Source organism: Mangrovibacter yixingensis, assembly GCF_020523985.1.
Lineage (GTDB): Bacteria > Pseudomonadota > Gammaproteobacteria > Enterobacterales > Enterobacteriaceae > Mangrovibacter > Mangrovibacter yixingensis.
Map to the genome: position 1 here is coordinate 1,170,003 of NZ_JAIVKM010000001.1, position 22,282 is coordinate 1,192,284.

Sequence of the window (22,282 nt, forward strand, 5' to 3'; positions counted from 1 at the left end):
GGTGGTTGAAGGCATGAACGCACTACATTGGCTGATAACACGTAAATTCAGCAGAAAATCAGTGAGATTCGTCCATGTGTGGATAATCCACTTGAATTATCCTTGAATGACTAATACTGTATTAATATACAGTATTAGTGAGGTGTTGTTATGCCATCCCGTCCATTTAGTTCTTCCTGCGAAGTTTTACTGCCACCACTTTTTCTGGCGCGCGTTCCTTGTGGTTTTCCCAGCCCTGCGCAGGACTATGTTGAAGCGCGTATAGATCTGAATAAGCTGGCGGTCCGCCATCCCAGCGCGACCTATTTTATCCGGGTGAATGGCGAATCAATGGTTGGTATCGGAATTGGAGATGGCGATCTACTGGTGGTTGACCGTTCTCTGGAGGCTACTCATGGCGATATTGTTGTCGCAGCAGTTGATGGCGAATTTACAGTTAAAGAATTGCATTTACACCCCATAGTGAAATTAGTTCCACATAATCCCCTGTTTGCTCCCCGCGTGTTTGGCAATGAAGAACAACTGGAAATTTTTGGTGTGGTGACATTTACGCTGAAGGCATTTAAGTGATGTTTGCGTTGGTTGATGTTAATAGTTTCTATGCCTCTTGCGAGGTTGTTTTTCGCCCGGATTTACAGAAAAAACCGGTAGTGGTGGTATCTAATAACGACGGGTGCATCATCTCTCGTTCAGCTGAAGCCAAAGCGCTGGGTATAAAAATGGGGGAACCATTATTTAAAATAACGCCTTTGATACGGGCGCAAAAAGTGCATGTTTTCAGCTCTAACTACGCACTGTATGCCGATATGAGCGAAAGGGTTATGTCCACGCTGGTAGAACTGGCTCCGGTAGTTGAAATATATTCTATCGACGAAGCTTTTGTGCACCTTTCAGGTATTGAAAATTGCTGCTCTCTTGAATCATTTGGGCGGTTATTACGAGAGCGTATTGCCCGTTATACAGGGTTAACGGTTGGGGTTGGAATAGCACAAACCAAGACATTAGCCAAACTGGCTAATCATGCGGCAAAGACATGGAGCAAGACCGGTGGTGTGGTTGATTTGTCGAGTGCTGTTCGTCAACGGAAATTATTGGCGCTGGTACCTGTTAACGATGTGTGGGGAGTGGGGCGGCGAATTAGTAAGAAACTGAACCTGATGGGAATTAACACTGCTTTGGAGTTGGCAGAGTGTTCTCCCTATTTTATTCGAAAGCACTTTAATGTGGTGCTGGAGCGTACTGTGCGTGAGTTACGCGGTGAGCCTTGTCTGCAAATGGAGGAGTTTTCCCCGGCTAAACAGCAAATCATTTGTAGCCGGTCATTTAGCCAGCGAGTAACTGACAGTAACGCAATGCATGAAGCTGTTTGCGCTTACGCTGAGCGGGCTGCTGAGAAATTGCGTATAGAGCACCAGTATTGTTGCATGGTGAGTGTTTTTCTTCGCACCAGCCCTCACTCGGAAAGTGATCCTTTCTATGCAAACCAGGCTTCATGGCGGTTATCTGTTCCAACGAATGATACGCGGGATATCATTGCCGCAGCGGTCCAGGCGCTGGCACAAGTCTGGCGGAATGGTTACCGATATATGAAAGCCGGGGTCATGTTGAGTGACTTTTATTCTCAGGGTGTCGCTCAGTTAAACCTGTTTGATACCTGTCAACCCAAAGCGAATAGTGCAGCGTTAATGGAAGTGGTTGATTACCTAAACCATTCAGGGAAAGGGAAAGTTTGGTTTGCAGGCCAGGGGGTTCAGCAGGAATGGGCGATGAAAAGAGGCATGCTATCTCCAGCCTGGACTACACGTTACCTGGATTTACCGCAAGCCAGTTAACCCCCCCGGTATTGGGTGAGAATGTTCAGCATGACTCTCCAAAGAGAGCTTCCTCTGTATTTCAGGCAACTCCAGCGCCTTTGAAAAAAACCACCCCTGGCCAAGGGCATTGGGAAAGTGTGCTAACAGGTAATCAACCTGCTCTTGTTTTTCAATACCTTCAAATACCACTGTAGGGTGCATATCTTTTAATAAATTAATCAAGTTGGGGAGTAGTACCTTATTGAGTGAGTCTGTTTCAATAGAATCGGTTATCGATTTATCAATTTTTATTTCATCAATAGACAGGTGAGAGAGCCAGTTCAGGTTGGAATACCCGGTACCAAAATCATCAATTGCGATATTAAAACCACTGAGCTTGAAACGTTCAACCATCTCTTTAAGTGAATTAGTGTTCGCACCCTGACGCTCTGTAATCTCAAGAATAAGATTGCTGGCTGGGAATTGTGCATCTGCAATTGCATGTTGTAAAAATAGGAGGTAATCAGGCGAACTCAGGTCATGTGAGCTGATATTGATACTGATATACAGGTTGTGTTTCTTGACCAGATCACCAGTATCATGAATGGCTTTACGGGTAACTAATTGGGTTATTTGTGTCATCATCCCTTTTGCTTCAGCCAGAGGAATGAAAATATCGGGGGAAATGAAACCAATATCCGGGTCTTTCCAGCGTAGCAAAGCTTCAACACCAATAATCTTATTCTTTTTAAGGTGATAGATTGGCTGGTAAACCAAGTGTAGTTTGTTTTTGTTAATGGCATCGAGTAAGCGTTTTTCCAGAGAACGCTTTTTATCAATATACAGATTAATGCTTAATGAAATGAGTAGGCCTATAAAGATAGAAATAAAGGAAAGAGATGAAATAAGTACCACGCCAGCATCCTGAATACTGTCAGGCTTTCCTCCTGAGGTGACACAAAAATCATATTGTTGTGAGCAGGTTTTCCATGTTATAAAACTCAGGCTATTAATATTTTGTTTTTCACTCTCCAAACGTTTTAGCTCACTGCCATATTTGATGATGTCGTGATTCTGGCTTTTATTACTAATTATGAAGCTTAATTGATGTGGCGTTTTGTCATCCTGGAAATTACTAAATACATGAGGCGATAATACAATAACATAATTTCCGAATAGCACCAGGTTACCATAAATGTTTTCATCAATACTCGCATTAATGATCCATGTGCTGTTTTTTAATTGTATTTTTTGATTATATAAATTGATTGCTAGTGGAGGCGATAGCTTGTCCCACAGTGCAGTACATATCATGGTGTTATTCTGTACCCAGCCAATGTCCTTGATCAAGGTAAATGACCACAAGTTGAGACGTAACCGCCTCAAAAAAGCCGGGCTGCACGGGGTATACAATTCAAATGACTGGCTTTTGAGCTTTACGGTATTAATTTCGTTAAACAGGACATCACTCCTGTTAGTCAATGCTTCAGAAAAAGCTTGCATACGTTGCTTACTGGCGGAGTAAAACGAGGCTTCGGCCAGAATCATGACAACCGCCAGGGTCACAGCTGTAGTGACAAGAGTAATAGGAAGACGTCTGTATATAACACGAATAAATGTTTGCACTACTCACCTGAACAAGTCAAATTGCCAGTATGTAAGTTACAGATTGATAGGGAAATCAATAAAAAGCAAGTGGTAAAAAAATGAAGATGTGAAGTATGCCATGAGTGTTATGAGATTTAATTTATGTACAGGGATATCTATAGGCTATAAAAATAAAGTGATTAATAACAGCTAACGGCTGGTTTGAATTAAATACCTGGTTTTTCAATGGGATTGGCAATTTATATTGTTGAACCTGATGGTGTCGGTATAACGGGTAGGGTTAGAAAATAGGGTGGGGATATTTTTACAAAGGAAGAAGGGCAGGTTTTCCTCAGGGGCAGGTTTGAAAACGTAGTCGATTTATATGATGGCTACCATTGGTAAAGCAGAATGTGGTAGCTATTAGAAAAAGAAGGAAAAACCACATTTTTCCTTCTTTTTCATCAATCTGAGCCCCTTTATTGAATAAAGGGGCATGTGCATTAGCGCACTAAGTGCAGGAAGTGTAAATGTTTTTCATACTGGTCAAGAATGTCGTGAATGATCTGTTCCTGGTTCCAGCCCATCAGGTCATAATCCTGGCCACCTTCTTTCAGGTAAACCTCAGCACGATAATAACGGTGCTGCTCAGCATTCTGGTCGTCATCCAGGCCAGACATAGCAAAGGCCGGTTGGCTGTAGCCGCGTAAGCGGACTTCATAGATAAAGTTGAGTGCTTCACCTAAATCAACCTCTAAATGCAGACGGTCGTCAGAAGATGAATCAATGACACTCCGGGTACCCTGCTTGCCCAGCTCTTCTTCAACCAGCACCATGGCAGGCTGAATAACTTCATCAAGGAAGCGTTTAACCTGAGAGCGCTTAGGAAGATAAGAGATATTCCGTAACCTGCGCTGCCATGGAATCGGGTTACGCGAAGCGGTAGGCGCTATGGTTGCTAAAGTCTGGCTGTCGCGTTTGGTTATATCCACTCTCAAGGCTTTCAGTAACCCATAAATGGAAATAAGTAGAATAACTGAGAAGGGTAATGCACTGGCAATTGTCACCGTTTGCAATGCACTCAAGCCGCCAGCCAGAAGCAGTGCTATAGCCACAATACCCATTGTGGCTGCCCAGAAAATACGTTGCCAAACAGGTGTGCGTTCGGCGCCACCAGATGCCAGTGTGTCAACTACCATTGCACCAGAATCAGCTGAAGTGACAAAGAAGACAACAACCATTGCCATAGCAATGAAGGACAACACTGTGGAGAACGGAAAATGTTCAAGGAAGTTAAACAGGGCGAGCGACACATCCTGCTGTACCGTATTGGCGAGGTCAACAGCACCTTTATCTTTAATCAGATGAATTGCACTGTTACCGAAGAATGTCATCCACATTAATGTAAAGCCTGCAGGAACAAACAATACGCCGGTAACGAATTCACGGATGGTGCGGCCACGAGACACTCGGGCAATAAACATCCCTACAAACGGCGACCAGGATAGCCACCACCCCCAGTACAGCAAGGTCCATCCCCCAAGCCAATTACTGGATTTTGGTTCATAGGCATAGAGATTAAATGTTTTACTGACTATCTCAGAAAGATATCCCCCAGTATTCTCGACAAAGGATTTCAGTAACAATACTGTTGGCCCAAGAATGGCCACCAACAGTAACAGTAAAACGGCTAAACCAAGGTTGAGCTCCGATAATATTCTGATGCCTTTATCAAGGCCGGAAACAACAGAAATTGTTGCCAGAGCTGTAATAACAACTATCAGAATAACCTGAACTGTTTCATTTATAGGCACACCAAACAGGTGATGCATCCCGGCGTTGACCTGCAAAACACCATAGCCGAGTGAAGTGGAAACACCAAATACCGTACCAATAACGGCAAAAATATCAACAGCGTGCCCCAGCGGGCCATAAATGCGTTCGCCAATTATTGGATAGAGTGCTGAACGTAATGTCAGCGGCAATCCGTGGCGATAACTGAAAAAGGCAAGGATGAGTGCGACAATTGCGTAAATGGCCCATGCATGGAGCCCCCAGTGAAAGAAGGTCAACCGCATGGCTTCTTTGGCGGCCTCCACTGTTTCGGGCGTGCCCACTGGCGGTGAAAGGTAGTGCATCACCGGCTCGGCAACACCAAAGAACATTAGACCTATCCCCATACCGGCTGAGAACAACATCGCGAACCAGGAAACATAACTGAAGTCAGGCAAGGCATGGTCCGGCCCAAGCTTGATGTTGCCATAGCGTGATAACCCAAGGAAAGTCACGGTCAGGAGAATCAGCGCAACGGTGAGAATATAAAACCAACTGGCATTGGTGAATATTTGCTGTTGCAGAGCTTTAAATTTTTGGTCAGCGAGTTCAGGGAACAACGCGGCAAAAGCCACGACAATAACAATGAGTGCAGCAGAGGTATAAAACACGGGAGGGTTAATTTGCTTTCGGGGAACACCCGCATTGAATTCAGTCTGAGACATGGCGTTTATAGTCCGTTAAGTTAAAATTAGGTGGCTTTCTCCATTTGACAAATATGCCAGAATGCACGGCAATAATAGCGTAATTGACTGTTTTTTGCAATTTTAGTGGTTTTAGATATTGAAATTTCTCATTTTAATGGGCTGGAAAATAATGAATATGCCCATTAAAACGTATGCGTGTATCCGTGTTTTTCGAAGTAGCATGCAGAGACAAACTCAATAGTAAAAAACTCACAGAACGATCATAGCTCATATTTGGGAGATAGTCGGCTGAACGGAGGTCTGATTTCATACAACGGTTTTTTACTGGCCGACCGGAACCTCTATGGCTGGTGGTGTTCTTGCGCGTGTTGCAGGTGTGCTCTCCGCTGGAAGAAATGAGACCGTAAGGCGTTTAACTCCAGTTATAAATAAACGTATAAGGTAAAAAGAAGAGTAAGAAGCCTGTATCAATAAGTCATGTGTTCAAGGAGTAATCACACCCGTTTTCGTTCCAAACACTTGTTTGGGATTTCCATACTTTGATCCCTTCCCAATATCGGTACCAGATTATTCAGGGAGTTATGGGGATTGAGGAAGATCTCTAAAAGTGAATGGTGGGTTTTGCCAGGATGCTTACAATCGGTCTGAATAAAATTAATCTATCTCTCAGGTCCGAATAATAACCCGATGTGGCAAAGGGAGCAGCAGCACGAAAAATCAGTGGCGGAATACTGGGCAAGGTACCACTCTCTTATTGGTCGAATAGGCGATGACGATTGAAACCAAAGGAAAACATGGTTGATTGACCTCAAAACGTGTACTATTCGGAGCGAGCTTATCAATAGCCCACAGGGTACATTTGGTAATTTTTTCACTGAAATGTACATATTCCGCAGAGTGAAGCGAGAATTCCTGTGTAACCTACTGATAAATATGTTAAATATGATTTTGTATGTGATCTTTCGTGTGGGTCACCACTGCAAATTAAGGAATTAGAATGCCTGTAATTACGCTTCCTGACGGCAGTCAACGTAGTTTTGACCATGCTGTAAGTCCACTGGATGTTGCGCTTGATATTGGCCCAGGGCTGGCAAAAGCCTGTGTTGCTGGGCGGGTAAATGGTGAACTGGTTGATGCAACCGATTTGATCGAGAGCGACGCAACCCTGGCTATCATTACCGCAAAAGATGCTGAGGGGCTTGAAATCATTCGCCACTCTTGTGCTCACTTACTGGGGCACGCCATCAAGCAACTGTGGCCTAAAACAAAAATGGCTATTGGCCCGGTGATCGACAATGGTTTCTACTATGATGTCGACCTGGACCATACATTGACTCAGGAAGATATTGACCAGCTTGAAAAGCGTATGCATGAGCTGGCAGAGAAGAATTACGACGTCATCAAGAAAAAAGTGTCATGGGCCGAAGCACGCCAGGCATTTGTTGAACGCGGTGAAAGCTACAAAATCGCTATTCTTGATGAGAATATCAGTCATGATGACCGCCCGGGGCTTTATCATCATGAAGAATATATTGATATGTGCCGTGGGCCGCATGTGCCGAATATGCGTTTCTGCCACTATTTTAAATTGATGAAAACGGCAGGGGCATACTGGCGTGGCGACAGCAATAATAAAATGCTGCAACGTATTTACGGCACTGCCTGGCCGGATAAGAAACAATTAAACTCTTATCTGCAACGCCTGGAAGAAGCGGCAAAACGTGACCATCGTAAGATTGGTAAGCAGCTGGACCTGTATCATATGCAGGAAGAAGCGCCGGGTATGGTGTTCTGGCACAATGACGGCTGGACTGTCTTCCGTGAACTGGAAACCTTTGTTCGCTCTAAGCTGAAAGAATACCAGTATCAGGAAGTGAAAGGGCCGTTCATGATGGACCGTGTGCTGTGGGAAAGAACAGGGCACTGGGACAACTATAAAGATGCTATGTTTACTACTTCTTCAGAGAACCGTGAATATTGCATTAAGCCAATGAACTGCCCTGGTCATGTGCAAATTTTTAATCAGGGTTTGAAATCTTACCGTGATTTGCCATTGCGTATGGCTGAGTTCGGTAGTTGCCACCGAAATGAGCCATCAGGTGCATTGCATGGCTTGATGCGTGTTCGTGGCTTTACCCAGGATGATGCGCATATCTTCTGTACTGAAGATCAGGTTCGCGATGAAGTGAACGGCTGTATTCGTATGGTCTACGATATGTACAGCACGTTCGGTTTTGAAAAAATTGTTGTTAAGCTGTCTACGCGTCCTGAAAAGCGTATTGGTTCTGACGAAATGTGGGACCGTGCTGAAGCAGATCTTGCAGTAGCACTTGAAGAAAATAATATCCCGTTTGAATATCAACCGGGTGAAGGCGCGTTTTACGGGCCGAAAATTGAATTTACTCTGTATGATTGCCTCGATCGTGCATGGCAGTGTGGTACTGTCCAGTTGGACTTCTCGCTGCCGTCTCGTTTGAGTGCATCTTACGTGGGTGAAAATAACGAACGCCAGGTTCCGGTTATGATTCACCGTGCAATTCTGGGTTCAATGGAACGCTTTATTGGTATTCTGACTGAAGAGTTCGCCGGGTTCTTCCCAACATGGTTGGCTCCTGTTCAGGTTGTCGTTATGAATATTACTGACGGGCAGGCAGAATATGTGAACGAATTGACCCAAAAATTGCAAAATGCGGGCATTCGTGTAAAAGCAGACTTGAGAAACGAGAAGATTGGCTTTAAAATCCGCGAGCACACTTTACGTCGGGTGCCCTATATGTTGGTCTGCGGTGATAAAGAGGTCGAAGCTGGCAAAGTGGCCGTTCGTACCCGCCGCGGTAAAGACCTTGGCAGTCTGGACGTAAATGAAGTGATCGAGAAGCTGCAACAAGAAATTCGCAGCCGCAGTCTTCATCAAATGGAGGAATAAGGTATTAAAGGCGGAAAACGAGTTCAAACGGCGCGTCCGAATCGTATTAATGGCGAGATTCGCGCTCAGGAAGTTCGCTTAACAGACATCGATGGCGAGCAGATTGGTGTAGTGAGTCTGAGAGAAGCTCTGGAAAAAGCTGAAGAAGCCGGAGCCGACTTAGTAGAGATCAGCCCTAACGCCGAGCCGCCAGTTTGCCGTATTATGGATTACGGCAAATTCCTCTATGAAAAGAGTAAGTCTTCTAAGGAACAGAAGAAAAAGCAGAAAGTTATCCAGGTTAAGGAAATTAAATTCCGTCCTGGTACTGATGAAGGTGACTATCAGGTAAAACTCCGCAGCCTGATTCGCTTTCTCGAAGATGGCGACAAAGCCAAAATCACCCTGCGTTTCCGTGGGCGTGAAATGGCACACCAACAGATCGGTATCGAAGTGCTTAATCGCGTGAAAGAAGATCTGAATGAACTGGCAGTAGTCGAATCCTTCCCAACGAAGATCGAAGGCCGTCAGATGATTATGGTGCTTGCGCCGAAGAAGAAACAGTAGGCTACCAAGTAACCAGGCCGGTAGAGCTTGCTCAACTGGCCCGGTTCGCCTTTGTTTCATTTATTAACAATGCGAAGTGGAAGTAAAAAGATGCCAAAAATTAAGACCGTACGCGGTGCTGCTAAGCGCTTCAAAAAAACCGGTAAAGGTGGCTTTAAGCATAAGCACGCTAACCTGCGTCATATTCTGACTAAAAAAGCGACCAAACGTAAACGTCACCTGCGTCCGAAAGCCATGGTTTCTAAAGGCGATCTGGGCCTGGTAATTGCGTGCCTGCCGTACGCATAAGTCGTTAACTTTTAACTTTTTATTGCCCAACAGGTTTGTATTTTCCGGCAACAGTAACTGCTTTTCTGGCTGTTTAAACAAACAGTCTGCACGAAAACAGTTAGTCTGGCTGAGCAATACGCAAACCGGGCTTACAGAATATAGATACAGGAGAGAGCCATGGCTCGCGTAAAACGTGGTGTGATTGCACGTGCACGTCATAAGAAAATTTTGAAACAAGCTAAAGGTTACTACGGTGCGCGTTCTCGCGTATACCGCGTTGCCTTCCAGGCTGTTATCAAAGCAGGTCAGTACGCTTATCGTGACCGTCGTCAGAAAAAGCGTCAGTTCCGTCAACTGTGGATTGCACGTATCAACGCAGCAGCACGTCAGAACGGTATTTCTTACAGCAAATTCATCAACGGCCTGAAAAAGGCTTCTGTTGAAATCGACCGTAAGATCCTGGCTGATATCGCAGTATTTGACAAAGTGGCATTCACTGCACTGGTTGAAAAAGCGAAAGCAGCTCTGGCGTAAGCCAGATGGAGAGGGAGCGTTTGCTCCCTCTTTACATTTGTTGCAAACGGGATTGACATTTCGCAACAAAATCAGTTGAATAGACACGTTTCACCTGACCAAAAAGGTAACTGCAAGCATGAATGCTGCTATTTTCCGCTTCTTTTTTTACTTTAGCGCCTGATTCAGGGGGGCTTTGCGCGTAAGAAAAGAAACGGAAAATAAGCGCTAAAAGCCTCCAGATGGAGGCTTTTTTTTTACCTTTTCTGGCCCCATGCCAGGCTTTTGAGCAGCATGATGATAGCCGGGCAATAAAAGGCTAAGGCTTGTCGTTTTCGAACCAAGACTAACTACTCCGGCAATTGTGCCGGCACAAGAGGAATACCATGCCACATCTCGCAGAGCTGGTTGCAAGTGCAAAGGCAGCCATAAACGATGCCCAGGATGTTGCCGCGTTAGATAATGTACGCGTTGAATATCTGGGCAAGAAAGGGCACCTGACCCTCCAAATGACAACCCTGCGTGATCTTCCTCCGGAAGAACGTCCTGCAGCTGGCGCGGTAATCAACGAAGCCAAAGAACAGGTTCAGCAGGCAATTAACGCACGCAAAGATTTTCTTGAGAGTGAAGCCCTAAATGCCCGTCTGGCTGCAGAAACCATTGATGTGACCTTACCGGGGCGTCGTATTGAAAATGGTGGGTTGCATCCGGTAACCCGCACAATAGACCGTATTGAAAGTTTCTTCGGTGAGCTGGGTTTTACCGTGGCAACCGGCCCGGAAATTGAAGATGACTACCACAACTTCGATGCCCTGAACATTCCGGGTCATCACCCGGCACGTGCTGACCACGACACTTTCTGGTTTGATGCTACGCGCCTGTTGCGTACACAAACATCTGGCGTACAGATCCGCACCATGGAAAACCAGCAGCCACCGATTCGTATCATTGCTCCCGGCCGTGTATACCGTAATGACTATGATCAGACTCATACGCCGATGTTCCATCAGATGGAAGGGCTGATTGTTGATAAGAACATCAGTTTTACCAACCTGAAAGGTACGCTGCATGATTTCCTGCGTAACTTTTTTGAGGAAGACCTGCAAATCCGTTTTCGGCCGTCTTACTTTCCATTCACTGAACCTTCTGCCGAAGTGGATGTAATGGGGAAAAATGGCAAATGGCTTGAAGTGCTGGGTTGCGGGATGGTGCATCCGAACGTTTTACGGAATGTGGGCATTGATCCAGAAGTGTATTCCGGTTTTGCGTTCGGTATGGGGATGGAGCGTTTGACCATGTTGCGCTATGGCGTAACTGACTTGCGTTCATTCTTCGAAAACGACTTACGTTTCCTCAAACAGTTTAAATAAGGCGGGGCTCTGCAATGAAATTCAGTGAACTTTGGTTACGTGAATGGGTTAACCCGTCAATTGACAGTGATGCGCTTGCTGGCCAGATAACCATGGCCGGTCTTGAAGTTGATGGTGTTGAGACGGTTGCTGGTGCATTTACTGGCGTAGTAGTGGGTGAAGTTGTGGAATGCGGACAGCATCCCAATGCCGATAAACTGCGTGTTACAAAAGTGAATGTAGGCGGCGAACGCTTGCTTGATATTGTCTGTGGTGCGCCTAACTGCCGCAAAGGCCTGCGTGTTGCGGTTGCAACGGTTGGCGCTGTATTACCGGGCGACTTTAAAATTAAGGCTGCCAAATTACGTGGTGAGCCTTCAGAAGGGATGCTGTGCTCTTATTCTGAGTTGGGTATTTCCGAAGACCACAGCGGAATTATCGAATTGCCTGTTGATGCCCCTGTCGGGACTTCACTGCGCGACTACCTGAAGCTTGACGACGTTGCCATTGAAATCAGCGTGACGCCAAACCGTGCCGATTGCCTGAGTATTGCGGGTGTTGCTCGTGATGTAGCAGTACTGAACCAATTACCCGTTACTGAACCAGAAATTGCGCCTGTGGCTGCAAGCATTACGGATTCTTTCCCGATTACTGTTGAGGCAACAGAAGCTTGCCCGCGTTACCTGGGCCGTGTAATTAAAGGTATTAATGTTGCGGCGCCGTCACCATTGTGGATGCGCGAGAAGCTGCGCCGCTGCGGTATCCGTTCTATTGATGCCGTTGTAGATGTGACTAACTATGTTCTGCTTGAACTGGGCCAACCAATGCATGCGTTCGATCTTAGCCGGATCGATGGCGGTATTGTCGTGCGTATGGCTAAGCAGGACGAAAGCCTGGTTCTGCTTGATGGCAGCGAAGCCAAACTCAACAGTGATACGCTGGTGATTGCCGACCAAAGCAAAGCACTGGCTATGGGGGGGATCTTCGGTGGTGAGCACTCTGGTGTAAACAGTGAAACCCAGGATGTCCTGCTGGAGTGTGCCTGGTTTAATCCGCTGGCTATCACTGGCCGTGCTCGCCGTTATGGCTTGCATACGGATGCATCACACCGTTATGAACGTGGTGTTGACCCGCAATTACAGTACAAAGCGATGGAGCGTGCAACCGCTCTGTTACTGGCCGTGTGTGGTGGTGAAGCAGGCCCGGTGATTGATGTGACTGCACAAGGCAAACTGCCGCAGCCTGCAACGATTACTTTACGCCGCAGTAAGCTGGACCGCCTGATTGGCCATCATGTTCCGGATGAGCAGGTTGGCGATATTTTACGCCGTCTTGGTTGCCAGGTGACGGAAACTGAAGGTCAATGGCAGGCTGTTGCACCGTCCTGGCGTTTCGATATGGAAATCGAAGAAGATCTGGTAGAGGAAGTTGCCCGTATTTACGGTTACAACAGTATTCCTGACGAGCCGGTCAATGCTTCGCTGATCATGGGCCAGCATCGTGAAGCTAATCTGTCTATGAAGCGCGTGAAAACCCTACTGGTGGATAAAGGTTACCAGGAAGTCATCACCTATAGCTTTGTCGACCCGAAAGTTCAGCAAATGTTGCATCCAGGCGAAGATGCGCTGATTCTGCCAAATCCAATTTCTGCTGATATGTCGGCTATGCGCCTTTCTTTACTGACAGGCTTGCTCAGCACACTGGTGTACAACCAGAACCGTCAGCAAAACCGTGCACGTATTTTCGAAACTGGTTTGCGGTTTGTCCCTGATACACAGGCAGACCTGGGGATCCGTCAGGATGTTATGCTGGCTGGCGCAATTTGCGGTAACCGTAATGAAGAACACTGGGATTTGGTAAAAGGCAGCGTCGATTTTTACGATCTGAAAGGCGATTTGGAGTCACTGTTAGAACTGACGGGTAAATTATCTGAAATTGAATTTCGCGCAGAACGCCATTCAGCACTGCATCCAGGGCAGAGTGCTGCAATTTATTTACACGGTGATTATGTTGGATTTATTGGTGTTGTTCACCCAGAGTTGGAACGTAAACTGGATTTGAACGGCCGTACACTGGTGTTTGAATTGTTGTGGAACAAGCTCGCAGACCGCGTCGTGCCTCAATCTCAGGGGGTTTCGCGCTTCCCTGCGAACCGCCGGGATATCGCTGTTGTGGTCGCTGAAAACGTGCCTGCAGCAGATATTCTCGCAGAGTGTAAGAAAGTTGGCGTAAATCAGGTAGTTGGCGTAAACTTATTTGACGTGTACCGCGGTAAGGGTGTGGCAGAGGGTTATAAGAGCCTTGCTATCAGCCTGACTCTTCAGGATACCAACCGTACACTGGAAGAAGAGGAGATTGCTGCTACCGTTGCAAAATGTGTGGCGGCATTAAAAGAGCGATTCCAGGCATCATTGAGGGATTGAACCTATGGCGCTTACAAAAGCTGAAATGTCAGAATATCTGTTTGATAAGCTTGGGCTTAGCAAGCGGGATGCCAAAGAGCTTGTAGAGCTGTTTTTCGAAGAGATCCGTCGCGCTCTGGAGAATGGCGAACAGGTAAAACTCTCCGGCTTTGGTAACTTTGACCTGCGGGACAAAAACCAACGTCCGGGTCGTAACCCCAAAACGGGAGAGGATATTCCTATCACCGCCCGTCGAGTGGTTACGTTCCGCCCCGGCCAGAAGTTGAAAAGCCGGGTGGAGAATGCAACCCCCCAGAATGACTAATCTGACATGATTTAAAAAGGCCGGTTTATACCGGCCTTTTTCTTGTCTGCAGAAACCCCCAACCAGCCTGGAGGGCTGTAAAACTTCCGGCATTGAACCAGAGATAAAAAACTTTTGATTGTTTCGTCGCCTGCGCTTTTAACCTGTCCCGGTTACTGAGGCAGTTTCCTGGTTCAGTAAACCATAACTTCGCATCTGTCATGCTTCACCTGTGTTGTATGAACACGTAGAATCACGGCAGGTTATTCACCAGAAACGTTTTTTCTTATGCATCTATTACTCGAACGGCAACAGCGATGGGCGCGTTATATATTAGCCGGGCTGATGACAGTGTTGTTGGTCGTAGCACTTCTCAGCCTGTCCAGTGGTGAACGGTGGATCTCACCATGGCACTGGTTATCTGCGGATAACACATTATTTGTTTTGCAAATTCGGTTACCACGTATGGTCGCTGTAGTGCTGACAGGTGCTGCGTTGGCTGTTTCCGGTACTATGATGCAGGCATTGTTTGATAATCCATTAGCAGAACCGGGCTTATTGGGTGTTTCAAATGGCGCGGGGCTTGGGTTGGTGACTGCCATGTTATTAGGGCGGGGCCATATTCCAGACTGGGGGCTGGGAATAAGCTCAATGGTGGGGGCTTTGCTTATCACATTACTGTTGCTGCGTTTTGCACGGCGTCGGCTTACTACCAGCCGTTTATTACTGGCAGGGGTTGCGCTGAGTATCATCTGTAGCGCACTGATGACCTGGGCCGTTTATTTCACAACCAGTGCCGACCTACGTCAGTTAATGTATTGGATGATGGGGGGATTCGGTGGTGTGGACTGGCGCGCAAAAGGGTTCATGTTAGCAATTGTGCCGGTTCTGTGGTGGGTAATACGCCAGTGGCGGCCATTGAATATGCTGGCACTGGGGGAAGTGCCAGCAAGGCAATTGGGCCTGGCATTGCACCGCTGGCGCTGGGTGCTGGTCATCGCAACCGGCTGGTTGGTTGGGGCCAGCGTAGCGCTGGCGGGTTCCATTGGGTTTATTGGCCTTGTTATTCCTCATTTATTACGCCTGTGTGGCGTAACAGACCATAAAACATTGCTCCCTGCCAGCGCACTTGCGGGAGGCGTGTTATTGTTAATTGCGGATATGGTGGCCAGGCTGGTTCTGGCTTCAGCTGAATTACCTGTTGGTGTTGTCACCGCTTCCCTGGGTGCACCAGTGTTTATCTGGCTACTATTAAAAGTCAGGCATGAATAAAGGAGAAAATGATGCAGGCTGATGTTCTTACTACTGATGTTGTCACTATTGATGGGCAGCCGGGTACATTAACTGCCTGGCAAAGGAAAGTGTTGTTGATTGTAAATGTCGCATCAAAATGCGGCCTGACACCGCAATACGAACAGCTGGAAGCATTACAGAAGCAATACTCCAGTCAGGGGTTTTCTGTGCTGGGGTTTCCGTGTAACCAATTTTTAGAACAGGAACCCGGGAGTGAACAGGAAATTCAGGCCTTTTGCCGCATGACATATGGCGTCACTTTTCCTATGTTTAGCAAAATCGACGTTAATGGTGAACAGCGTCATCCGTTGTACCAGAAACTGGTTGCCCTTGCGCCAGTGGCTCAGGCACCACAAGGCAGCGGGTTTTATGACAGAATGGCGAGTAAAGGGCGTGCACCGAAACAGCCTGGCGATATTTTATGGAACTTCGAAAAGTTTCTGGTTGACCGCCAGGGGCAAGTAATTGGGCGCTTTTCACCGGACATGTTGCCCGATGCCCCGGAGTTAGTGGCTGCAATTGAGCGTGCTCTGGAAAAATAGATGTCGCTATTGTCGTTAAACCATGTTGCTGAAAAAGGCCGGCTGGCAGCTGTATCGGCAGATATTCAACCGGGCTGCTGGCTGCATTTGGTGGGGCCAAACGGGGCAGGGAAGAGCACATTACTGGCTCGTATGTCAGGTATGAGTGAAGGGCCTGGTGATGTTTATCTTGCCGGGCAGCCTGTTTCTGCCCGGTCTGGCCCGGAATTGGGTATGCTGCGGTCATGGTTGCCACAACAACAAACCCCTCCTTTCGCGATGCCCGTCTGGCATTATCTGTTATTGCATGCCCACGGTGCTCCGCTAGAACAACTCTCCCCTTTAATTGATGCGTTATGGCTGGCTGATAAATTGCCCCGACAAGTTGCGCATTTATCCGGTGGGGAATGGCAACGAGTGCGCCTGGCCGCCGTTATCGCCCAGATTCATCCTGATATCAATCCTGGTGGGCGGCTATTATTACTGGATGAGCCTATGAATAGCCTTGATGTTACCCAGCAATCAGCACTGACTCACTTGCTTAATGACCTGGCACAAAAAGGGGTGGCGATTATTATGAGTAGCCATGATCTTAATTACTCATTGGCGCACGCTCATCAAGTCTGGTTAATGTTGAAAGGTCATGTTGTAGCCCAGGGAAATGCCAGTGAGGTGTTAACACCTGAGAATTTGCGCTCCGTTTATGCCTTGCCATTCAGGCGGGTGGAGGTAGATAACCATAAAGTTCTTATTTGTTCATGAGAGAGTTGAAATACTTGCCAAATTAAATCCTGAAGAGCTACATTGCACTGGTGAAAAATAGCCTGTAGGTAGGACTCAGTTATGAAATTATGGGGGCTTGTCCTGTTATCGTTATTATTAGTTGGGTGCAGTCACCACCGGGCCCCTGCACCTGCGGGGCAGTTATCGGATCCTATTATGGTTATTGCCAGGCTTGACTCGCAATTAAGTGAATGGCGTGGAACACCTTATCGATATGGCGGGGTATCCAGGCAAGGCATTGATTGTTCAGCGTTTGTTCAATTAACATTCCGTGATCAATTTGCTCTTCAGCTTCCTCGTAGTACCCGGGCTCAGGCAAAAATTGGTACCCGTATTGATAAAGATGAATTATTACCTGGAGATCTGATTTTCTTTAAAACAGGTTCAGGTGAAGAAGGCTTGCATGTGGGTATTTATGATACCGATAATCAGTTTATTCATGCCTCAAGCAGCCATGGTGTTGTACGCTCATCACTGAATAATGTTTATTGGCGGGAAAAATATTGGCAAGCCAGGCGTATTTAACCCATTAGTTCGTGCATACCCTTCTGATTTTGGTTGTTTTAACGGAGTGCTGAAGATCATTCTTTTTTAATATGACTATGTGATTAAGTTGAATCTCGGTGCTTGTTTTAACTTTTTCATGGTGCATATAAACACACTTAATGTTGCGTTCTGTTGCCAAAAATACCTGCAAAAACCGTAAGTTTGTTCAACTGTGCGGCGATATGCTGTTATCCAGAGTAACTCGATTGAATTCTTTTCCCATTTCAGTCAGGATGAAGCAAACAGCCGGGTAGTAGGACTGCTTTCATGGTCGTGATTCTGGAGTGCGCATACTATTCTCAATGCTTGTTCCAGCCACTCAGGCGGAGCGATGGTTCTTTGTATGGTGTTGAACTTGTCACCCGTTTTGTGACAGAAGATGGCGTGGTTCAGATGCCCGAGTCGCTGGTTAGTGCAAGGCTATCTCCCCGCCAGCACAGCCAGCTCCTTGAAGAAAAAGTAGCGTTACTACGCAGCTTCCAGTCTACATTTTTAAAGCATCGCCTCGTTATATGGATGCCAGTTGAACAAAACAGTGTGCGCTGTATTTTATCAGATGAAAGCCTTGCCGAGTATTTAACCAGTGTTCCCGGCTTACATTTGGGAATAACAGAACAATTTCTCGCTTCTGGCGACCATTATTTAGAGAATCTTTTTTCTTTACTTGAACGCCGTTTTTTACTGGCATTGTTAAATTATGGTGCCGGGCATATTTCAGGTCAGCATATTTTTCAGCAGCAATTTAATGCCATCATGCTGGATAAACAGTTTGTGCAATCACGCCTGAAAAAAGCAACATTCCAACCTGTGATGTATGCGATTCTTAACCAGGTTGGCCCTGCCTGCCGTGCGTTAGTCATCAATGGTATTGATGACAAAGAAAGCTTTGCTCGTGCCTGCTCTTTACCCTTTACGGCAATGCAAGGGGCGCTGTGGCCCCCCGTTATGCCAGAACACCTGATGCTATTACTGTATGGCAACCCCCTATACCCCTGATAACTGCCCGTATTTAGCTGGCGCAACTGCCACTACACTATAGGCAGGAGGGCTTATGGCTGAACAACCTGTATTTACCCATGCCTGGCATGATTTATTGCCCGGCTTTTCGCAGCAAGTGACCCCGCAACCTTTGTTGTCTGCTCGTTTGTTGTGGCATAACCGTGAGCTGGCAACAGAACTGGGGCTGGCAGAGAATTTATTTAACTATACAGGGCCTGCTGGCGTGTGGGGCGGAGAAGCGTTGCTGCCAGGCATGTTGTCTGTTGCTCAGGTATACAGCGGTCACCAGTTTGGTGTCTGGGCCGGGCAATTGGGCGATGGTCGCGGATTATTACTGGGTGAGCAGCAAATTGGCGGCGGCAGGCAGTTGGAATGGCACCTGAAAGGCGCCGGGCTAACACCATTTTCCCGAATGGGGGATGGCAGAGCCGTTATTCGTTCGACGGTGCGGGAATGCCTGGCTTCAGAAGCGATGCACTATCTCGGCATTCCTACCACGCGTGCACTCAGCATGGTTATCAGCGAAACACCGGTATACCGTGAGCGTACTGAAAAAGGTGCCATGATGATGCGCCTGGCAGAGAGCCACGTACGCTTTGGCCACTTTGAACATTTCTATTACCGTCGTGAACCAGAAAATGTCCGGCGGCTCGCTGAATATGTGGTTGCCCGGCACTGGCCCCATTTACAGGAAGAGCCGGAGGAAGATAAATGGCGGTTATGGTTTGAGGATGTGGTTGCTCGCACTGCCTGGTTGATTGCGCAATGGCAATGCATTGGGTTTTCTCACGGCGTAATGAATACGGATAATATGTCTATTTTGGGGCTAACTATCGATTATGGGCCTTGGGGGTTTATGGATGATTACCAGCCTGATTTTATTTGTAACCATTCCGATTACCAGGGCCGCTATTCATTTGAAAATCAACCTGGCGTTGGCTTGTGGAACTTACAACGACTGGCTCAGGCGCTGTCGCCCTTTATCAGCGCAGATACACTGAATGCTGTTTTGGACGGATATGGGCAACACCTGCAACAGGCCTGGTCGAGCCAAATGCGTGCCAAACTTGGACTGACTCATGTTCAGACTGATGATAACGCTATTCTGTCAGAGTTATTTAGTTTAATGGCACGGGAAGGGAGTGACTATACAAGAACTTTTCGGTTGTTAAGCCACACTGAAAAAGGGTCTGCGCTGTCGCCTCTTCGCGATGAGTTTATTGACCGCGATGCATTTGATGCGTGGTTTGGACGTTACCGACAACGTTTAGAGCTGGAACCGATGGATGATGCCGCGCGCCAGCAAGCGATGCAGGCTGTCAATCCTGCAGTGGTGTTACGTAACTGGCTGGCACAAAGAGCTATTGAAGGTGCAGAGCAAGGAGATGCAGGCGAAATGCATCGCCTGCTTGCTGTATTGCGCGACCCATTTAGTGAACGGGCTGATGACTATGTACAACGCCCGCCAGATTGGGGAAGGCGGCTTGAAGTCAGCTGTTCGAGCTGAATAATCAACGCCCAGACTGATCCAGCCGGTGTTTCACCGCATCGGATAGCATTGCCAGCAGGGTTTCAGTATCTTCCCAGTTGAGGCAGGGGTCGGTAATGGACTGACCATAAACTAATGGTTTACCAGGCTCTATAGCCTGGTTTCCAGCTTCGATAAAGCTTTCAGCCATTACGCCAGCAATCGCAGTTGACCCATCACGAATCTGCTGGCAAATATTCTGCGCAACTTCCAGTTGGCGACGGTGTTGTTTCTGGCAATTACCATGGCTGAAGTCCACTACCAATTGTTGTGGTAACTCGAAGCTTTCCAGTGCGTTACTGGTCGCTGCAATATCTTCAGGATAGAAGTTAGGTTGTTTACCGCCGCGCAATATAATATGCCCGTAGGGGTTACCACTGGTTTGGTAAACCACCATTTTTCCGTGTTTATCCGGGGAAAGAAACATATGGCTGGCACGCGCTGCGCGAATGGCATCAATAGCAATTCGCGTATTACCATCTGTTCCGTTTTTAAAACCTACCGGGCAAGACAGGGCTGAAGCCATCTCTCTGTGAACCTGGCTCTCCGTTGTACGGGCACCAATTGCTCCCCAACTGATCAAGTCGGCAATATATTGCCCAACAACCATATCAAGAAATTCCGTTGCAGCTGGCAACCCAATAAGGTTGACTTCGTGCAAGAATTTACGTGCCAGCTCAAGACCTTTATTTACACGGCAACTTCCGTTGAGGTCCGGGTCTGAAATAAGCCCTTTCCAGCCAATCACCGTGCGTGGTTTTTCAAAGTAGGTGCGCATAACCACTTCCAGCGTGCCCTGGTATCGATCATGCAGTGTTTTTAGCCTGCGGGCATAATCCAATGCTGCTTCAGGGTCATGGACCGAGCAAGGTCCGACAATAACCAGTAAACGGGCATCCTTACCTGCCAGGATGCGTTCAATACGTCGGCGGGAATGGGTGATGTGGTCTGCAAGGGGAGGCGTTACAGGGTAACGCTGGCTAAGTTCATCTGGCGTGACAAGAAAGCCAATTTGCGCGATGCGCAACTCATCTGTTTTATTCATTTGCATCTCAATACTGGGCTGGTAGGCGCAAACGCCTTAGCAAAAACGGTAAACTGGTTGTCCAGTTAAAGGCATAGTATGCCACAATAAAAAGTACCACTAAACTAGTTTATTAGTACATGCGCCTGTTCAAGCCCATCAAGTCCAGAATTTTTGTTGCTATTTCTTCCACGGAATAGTTTGTGCTGTTGATGTATCGAATTTGATGCTTGCGATAAAGCGCTTCAACCTCGGCAACTTCCATACGGCACTGGCGTAAGGACGCATAGCGGCTGTTTTCCCGGCGTTCCTCCCTGATAGCGGCCAGTCGTTCAGGGTTGATGGTCAGGCCAAACAGGCGTGTGCGAAGTGGTTGCAATTCTGCAGGCAGACGCAGGTTATCCATGTCATCGGCAATGAATGGATAATTGGCGGCTCGAATGCCAAATTGCATTGCAAGGTAGAGGCTGGTGGGTGTTTTCCCACAGCGAGACACGCCTAATAAGATCACTTGAGCCTGGTCAAGGTTGCGCATAGAAATGCCATCATCATGTGCCAGTGTGTAATCTATTGCGGCAATACGTGCATCATATTTCCCCAGATTTCCGGGGTTAAGCCCATGCGTTCTGTGAGCAATGGGGACAGGATCAACATCAAGCTCTTGCTGAAGTGGCGCGACAAGTGCCTGTACAATGTCCTGACAAAACCCCTCACTTTGCAAAATAATGGTGCGAATTTCAGGCAGCACAATCGAGTAGAAGACCAATGGCCTGCAACCTGTTTGCTGGTAAATGGCATCAATTTGCTCTTTTACAGCACGGGCCCGGGGTTCAGTCTCAACAAACGGCAGAGTCACGCTGTGTATGCTTACCGGGAACTGAGACATTACAGCATGGCCCAGAACTTCAGCTGTAATTGCAGTACCATCGGAAATATAGAATACATGTCGGTTTGGTATATTCACCGTTTACGTTTCCTGGTTGTTTTTACATGGTAAAGCATAAAGTAAAACAACACAGGGTGTGAGCTTTTCCCTCTAAATAACAGGTATGACTCACGCAGTTATGTCGTTAATGGGTTGGCATAATCATCCAGACGTTTTGACGTCTGTAACCCAGCCGTTGGCAATTGGCCTGTGAAAACGGTATTTTTTGAACAATACTTGTATGGCTTGTGATGTCATTAATTAATATACCGTTGTTTATTCGGATTTTTTATTAATTTTGACATGCGATCAAGAAAAGTTAAATAGATTTTTTAGTAAAAGTGAATAAGGCGTTTCATTTTTCATGCTTTTGATTTGTCTGCAAATAATAACTATTGTTTATTTTTTTTGTTAAGCTGCATTTCATCTATTAAGGTTGTTCTGAAATAACTGTTTTTTATTTGCTTGAACGATTCACTGTTTTTAACTCTCC

Annotated in this window: 20 protein-coding genes and 1 other annotated feature; of the genes, 16 read left to right on the forward strand and 4 right to left on the reverse strand. The window is 46.9% G+C overall.

From position 1 onward, the window contains the following. The first annotated feature begins 150 nt into the window (after nucleotides 1–150). Together umuD and umuC are read left to right on the forward strand one after the other, a co-directional pair. Nucleotides 151–570 (forward strand): translesion error-prone DNA polymerase V autoproteolytic subunit, encoded by a 420-nt coding sequence (gene umuD / locus LC084_RS05505; protein WP_226570044.1) that lies wholly within the window; start codon nucleotides 151–153, stop codon nucleotides 568–570. Further along, complete coding sequence (umuC, locus tag LC084_RS05510) at nucleotides 570–1,832, forward strand: translesion error-prone DNA polymerase V subunit UmuC (RefSeq protein ID WP_226571143.1); 1,263 nt, start codon at nucleotides 570–572, stop codon at nucleotides 1,830–1,832. Before umuD ends, umuC begins: the two co-directional genes overlap by 1 nt. On the opposite strand, the gene LC084_RS05515 is transcribed toward umuC, so the two are convergent. Both LC084_RS05515 and betT read right to left on the reverse strand, forming a co-directional pair. After that, a complete protein-coding gene (locus tag LC084_RS05515; protein WP_226570047.1) occupies nucleotides 1,815–3,419 on the reverse strand; it encodes an EAL domain-containing protein in 1,605 nt (534 codons plus the stop codon). The genes umuC and LC084_RS05515 overlap by 18 nt on opposite strands. 464 nt (nucleotides 3,420–3,883) lie before the next feature. Continuing rightward, nucleotides 3,884–5,878 (reverse strand): choline BCCT transporter BetT, encoded by a 1,995-nt coding sequence (gene betT / locus LC084_RS05520; protein WP_226570049.1) that lies wholly within the window; start codon nucleotides 5,876–5,878, stop codon nucleotides 3,884–3,886. A gap of 979 nt (nucleotides 5,879–6,857) precedes the next feature. On the opposite strand from betT, the gene thrS reads away from it, so the two are divergent. The 14 genes from thrS (at nucleotide 6,858) to LC084_RS05590 (ending at nucleotide 19,819) form a co-directional block, all read left to right on the forward strand. Beyond that, the gene (thrS, locus tag LC084_RS05525) at nucleotides 6,858–8,786 is read left to right on the forward strand and encodes a threonine--tRNA ligase (protein WP_226570051.1); all 1,929 of its coding nucleotides are present in this window, start codon (nucleotides 6,858–6,860) and stop codon (nucleotides 8,784–8,786) included. Nucleotides 8,787–8,789: 3 nt separating this feature from the next. Beyond that, nucleotides 8,790–9,332 carry a translation initiation factor IF-3 gene (infC, locus tag LC084_RS05530; RefSeq protein WP_226571144.1) on the forward strand — a complete coding sequence of 181 codons (543 nt, stop codon included), beginning with the start codon at nucleotides 8,790–8,792 and terminating at the stop codon, nucleotides 9,330–9,332. A gap of 90 nt (nucleotides 9,333–9,422) precedes the next feature. Then, nucleotides 9,423–9,620, forward strand: a complete 198-nt coding sequence (rpmI, locus tag LC084_RS05535; RefSeq protein ID WP_001124225.1) for a 50S ribosomal protein L35 — start codon at nucleotides 9,423–9,425, stop codon at nucleotides 9,618–9,620. A gap of 159 nt (nucleotides 9,621–9,779) precedes the next feature. Continuing rightward, nucleotides 9,780–10,136 carry a 50S ribosomal protein L20 gene (rplT, locus tag LC084_RS05540; protein WP_013366084.1) on the forward strand — a complete coding sequence of 119 codons (357 nt, stop codon included), beginning with the start codon at nucleotides 9,780–9,782 and terminating at the stop codon, nucleotides 10,134–10,136. Nucleotides 10,137–10,249: 113 nt separating this feature from the next. Then, nucleotides 10,250–10,374 (forward strand) — a sequence feature (Phe leader region). Continuing rightward, on the forward strand, nucleotides 10,255–10,299 hold the full coding sequence (gene pheM / locus LC084_RS05545; RefSeq protein ID WP_106120997.1) for a pheST operon leader peptide PheM: 45 nt from the start codon (nucleotides 10,255–10,257) through the stop codon (nucleotides 10,297–10,299). (Overlaps the previous feature by 45 nt.) Before the next feature lie 127 nt (nucleotides 10,375–10,501). After that, nucleotides 10,502–11,485, forward strand: a complete 984-nt coding sequence (gene pheS, locus LC084_RS05550) for a phenylalanine--tRNA ligase subunit alpha (protein ID WP_226570053.1) — start codon at nucleotides 10,502–10,504, stop codon at nucleotides 11,483–11,485. Between the two features lie 14 nt (nucleotides 11,486–11,499). Then, entirely contained in the window at nucleotides 11,500–13,887 is a 2,388-nt protein-coding gene (gene pheT / locus LC084_RS05555) for a phenylalanine--tRNA ligase subunit beta (RefSeq protein WP_226570055.1), read from the forward strand. Between the two features lie 4 nt (nucleotides 13,888–13,891). Next, entirely contained in the window at nucleotides 13,892–14,191 is a 300-nt protein-coding gene (gene ihfA, locus LC084_RS05560) for an integration host factor subunit alpha (protein ID WP_036108549.1), read from the forward strand. Nucleotides 14,192–14,458: 267 nt separating this feature from the next. Beyond that, the gene (gene btuC / locus LC084_RS05565; protein ID WP_226570058.1) at nucleotides 14,459–15,442 is read left to right on the forward strand and encodes a vitamin B12 ABC transporter permease BtuC; all 984 of its coding nucleotides are present in this window, start codon (nucleotides 14,459–14,461) and stop codon (nucleotides 15,440–15,442) included. 11 nt (nucleotides 15,443–15,453) lie between these two features. Further along, nucleotides 15,454–16,005: a glutathione peroxidase gene (locus LC084_RS05570; protein ID WP_226571145.1), complete on the forward strand. Its 552-nt coding sequence runs from the start codon at nucleotides 15,454–15,456 to the stop codon at nucleotides 16,003–16,005. After that, nucleotides 16,006–16,746 carry a vitamin B12 ABC transporter ATP-binding protein BtuD gene (btuD, locus tag LC084_RS05575; RefSeq protein ID WP_226570060.1) on the forward strand — a complete coding sequence of 247 codons (741 nt, stop codon included), beginning with the start codon at nucleotides 16,006–16,008 and terminating at the stop codon, nucleotides 16,744–16,746. 81 nt (nucleotides 16,747–16,827) lie between these two features. After that, entirely contained in the window at nucleotides 16,828–17,292 is a 465-nt protein-coding gene (locus LC084_RS05580) for an NlpC/P60 family protein (protein ID WP_226570062.1), read from the forward strand. Nucleotides 17,293–17,580: 288 nt separating this feature from the next. After that, the gene (locus LC084_RS05585; protein WP_226570064.1) at nucleotides 17,581–18,309 is read left to right on the forward strand and encodes an EAL domain-containing protein; all 729 of its coding nucleotides are present in this window, start codon (nucleotides 17,581–17,583) and stop codon (nucleotides 18,307–18,309) included. A gap of 55 nt (nucleotides 18,310–18,364) precedes the next feature. Continuing rightward, nucleotides 18,365–19,819 (forward strand): protein adenylyltransferase SelO, encoded by a 1,455-nt coding sequence (locus LC084_RS05590; protein ID WP_226570065.1) that lies wholly within the window; start codon nucleotides 18,365–18,367, stop codon nucleotides 19,817–19,819. A 4-nt stretch (nucleotides 19,820–19,823) separates the two neighbouring features. Here LC084_RS05590 and LC084_RS05595 read toward each other — a convergent pair whose 3' ends face one another. Next, nucleotides 19,824–20,885, reverse strand: a complete 1,062-nt coding sequence (locus LC084_RS05595; protein ID WP_226570067.1) for a 3-deoxy-7-phosphoheptulonate synthase — start codon at nucleotides 20,883–20,885, stop codon at nucleotides 19,824–19,826. 112 nt (nucleotides 20,886–20,997) lie between these two features. Beyond that, nucleotides 20,998–21,828, reverse strand: a complete 831-nt coding sequence (ppsR, locus tag LC084_RS05600) for a posphoenolpyruvate synthetase regulatory kinase/phosphorylase PpsR (RefSeq protein WP_226570069.1) — start codon at nucleotides 21,826–21,828, stop codon at nucleotides 20,998–21,000. Nucleotides 21,829–22,282 lie beyond the last annotated feature (454 nt).

What these genes read in the sequence shown, in the direction of transcription:
- umuD (WP_226570044.1), top strand. Translation starts at nt 151, where the DNA reads ATGCCATCCCGTCCATTTAGTTCTTCCTGCGAAGTTTTACTGCCACCA.
- umuC (WP_226571143.1), top strand. Translation starts at nt 570, where the DNA reads ATGTTTGCGTTGGTTGATGTTAATAGTTTCTATGCCTCTTGCGAGGTT.
- betT (WP_226570049.1), bottom strand. Translation starts at nt 5,878, where the DNA reads ATGTCTCAGACTGAATTCAATGCGGGTGTTCCCCGAAAGCAAATTAAC.
- thrS (WP_226570051.1), top strand. Translation starts at nt 6,858, where the DNA reads ATGCCTGTAATTACGCTTCCTGACGGCAGTCAACGTAGTTTTGACCAT.
- rpmI (WP_001124225.1), top strand. Translation starts at nt 9,423, where the DNA reads ATGCCAAAAATTAAGACCGTACGCGGTGCTGCTAAGCGCTTCAAAAAA.
- rplT (WP_013366084.1), top strand. Translation starts at nt 9,780, where the DNA reads ATGGCTCGCGTAAAACGTGGTGTGATTGCACGTGCACGTCATAAGAAA.
- pheS (WP_226570053.1), top strand. Translation starts at nt 10,502, where the DNA reads ATGCCACATCTCGCAGAGCTGGTTGCAAGTGCAAAGGCAGCCATAAAC.
- pheT (WP_226570055.1), top strand. Translation starts at nt 11,500, where the DNA reads ATGAAATTCAGTGAACTTTGGTTACGTGAATGGGTTAACCCGTCAATT.
- ihfA (WP_036108549.1), top strand. Translation starts at nt 13,892, where the DNA reads ATGGCGCTTACAAAAGCTGAAATGTCAGAATATCTGTTTGATAAGCTT.
- btuC (WP_226570058.1), top strand. Translation starts at nt 14,459, where the DNA reads ATGCATCTATTACTCGAACGGCAACAGCGATGGGCGCGTTATATATTA.
- LC084_RS05570 (WP_226571145.1), top strand. Translation starts at nt 15,454, where the DNA reads ATGCAGGCTGATGTTCTTACTACTGATGTTGTCACTATTGATGGGCAG.
- btuD (WP_226570060.1), top strand. Translation starts at nt 16,006, where the DNA reads ATGTCGCTATTGTCGTTAAACCATGTTGCTGAAAAAGGCCGGCTGGCA.
- LC084_RS05580 (WP_226570062.1), top strand. Translation starts at nt 16,828, where the DNA reads ATGAAATTATGGGGGCTTGTCCTGTTATCGTTATTATTAGTTGGGTGC.
- LC084_RS05585 (WP_226570064.1), top strand. Translation starts at nt 17,581, where the DNA reads ATGGTCGTGATTCTGGAGTGCGCATACTATTCTCAATGCTTGTTCCAG.
- LC084_RS05590 (WP_226570065.1), top strand. Translation starts at nt 18,365, where the DNA reads ATGGCTGAACAACCTGTATTTACCCATGCCTGGCATGATTTATTGCCC.
- LC084_RS05595 (WP_226570067.1), bottom strand. Translation starts at nt 20,885, where the DNA reads ATGAATAAAACAGATGAGTTGCGCATCGCGCAAATTGGCTTTCTTGTC.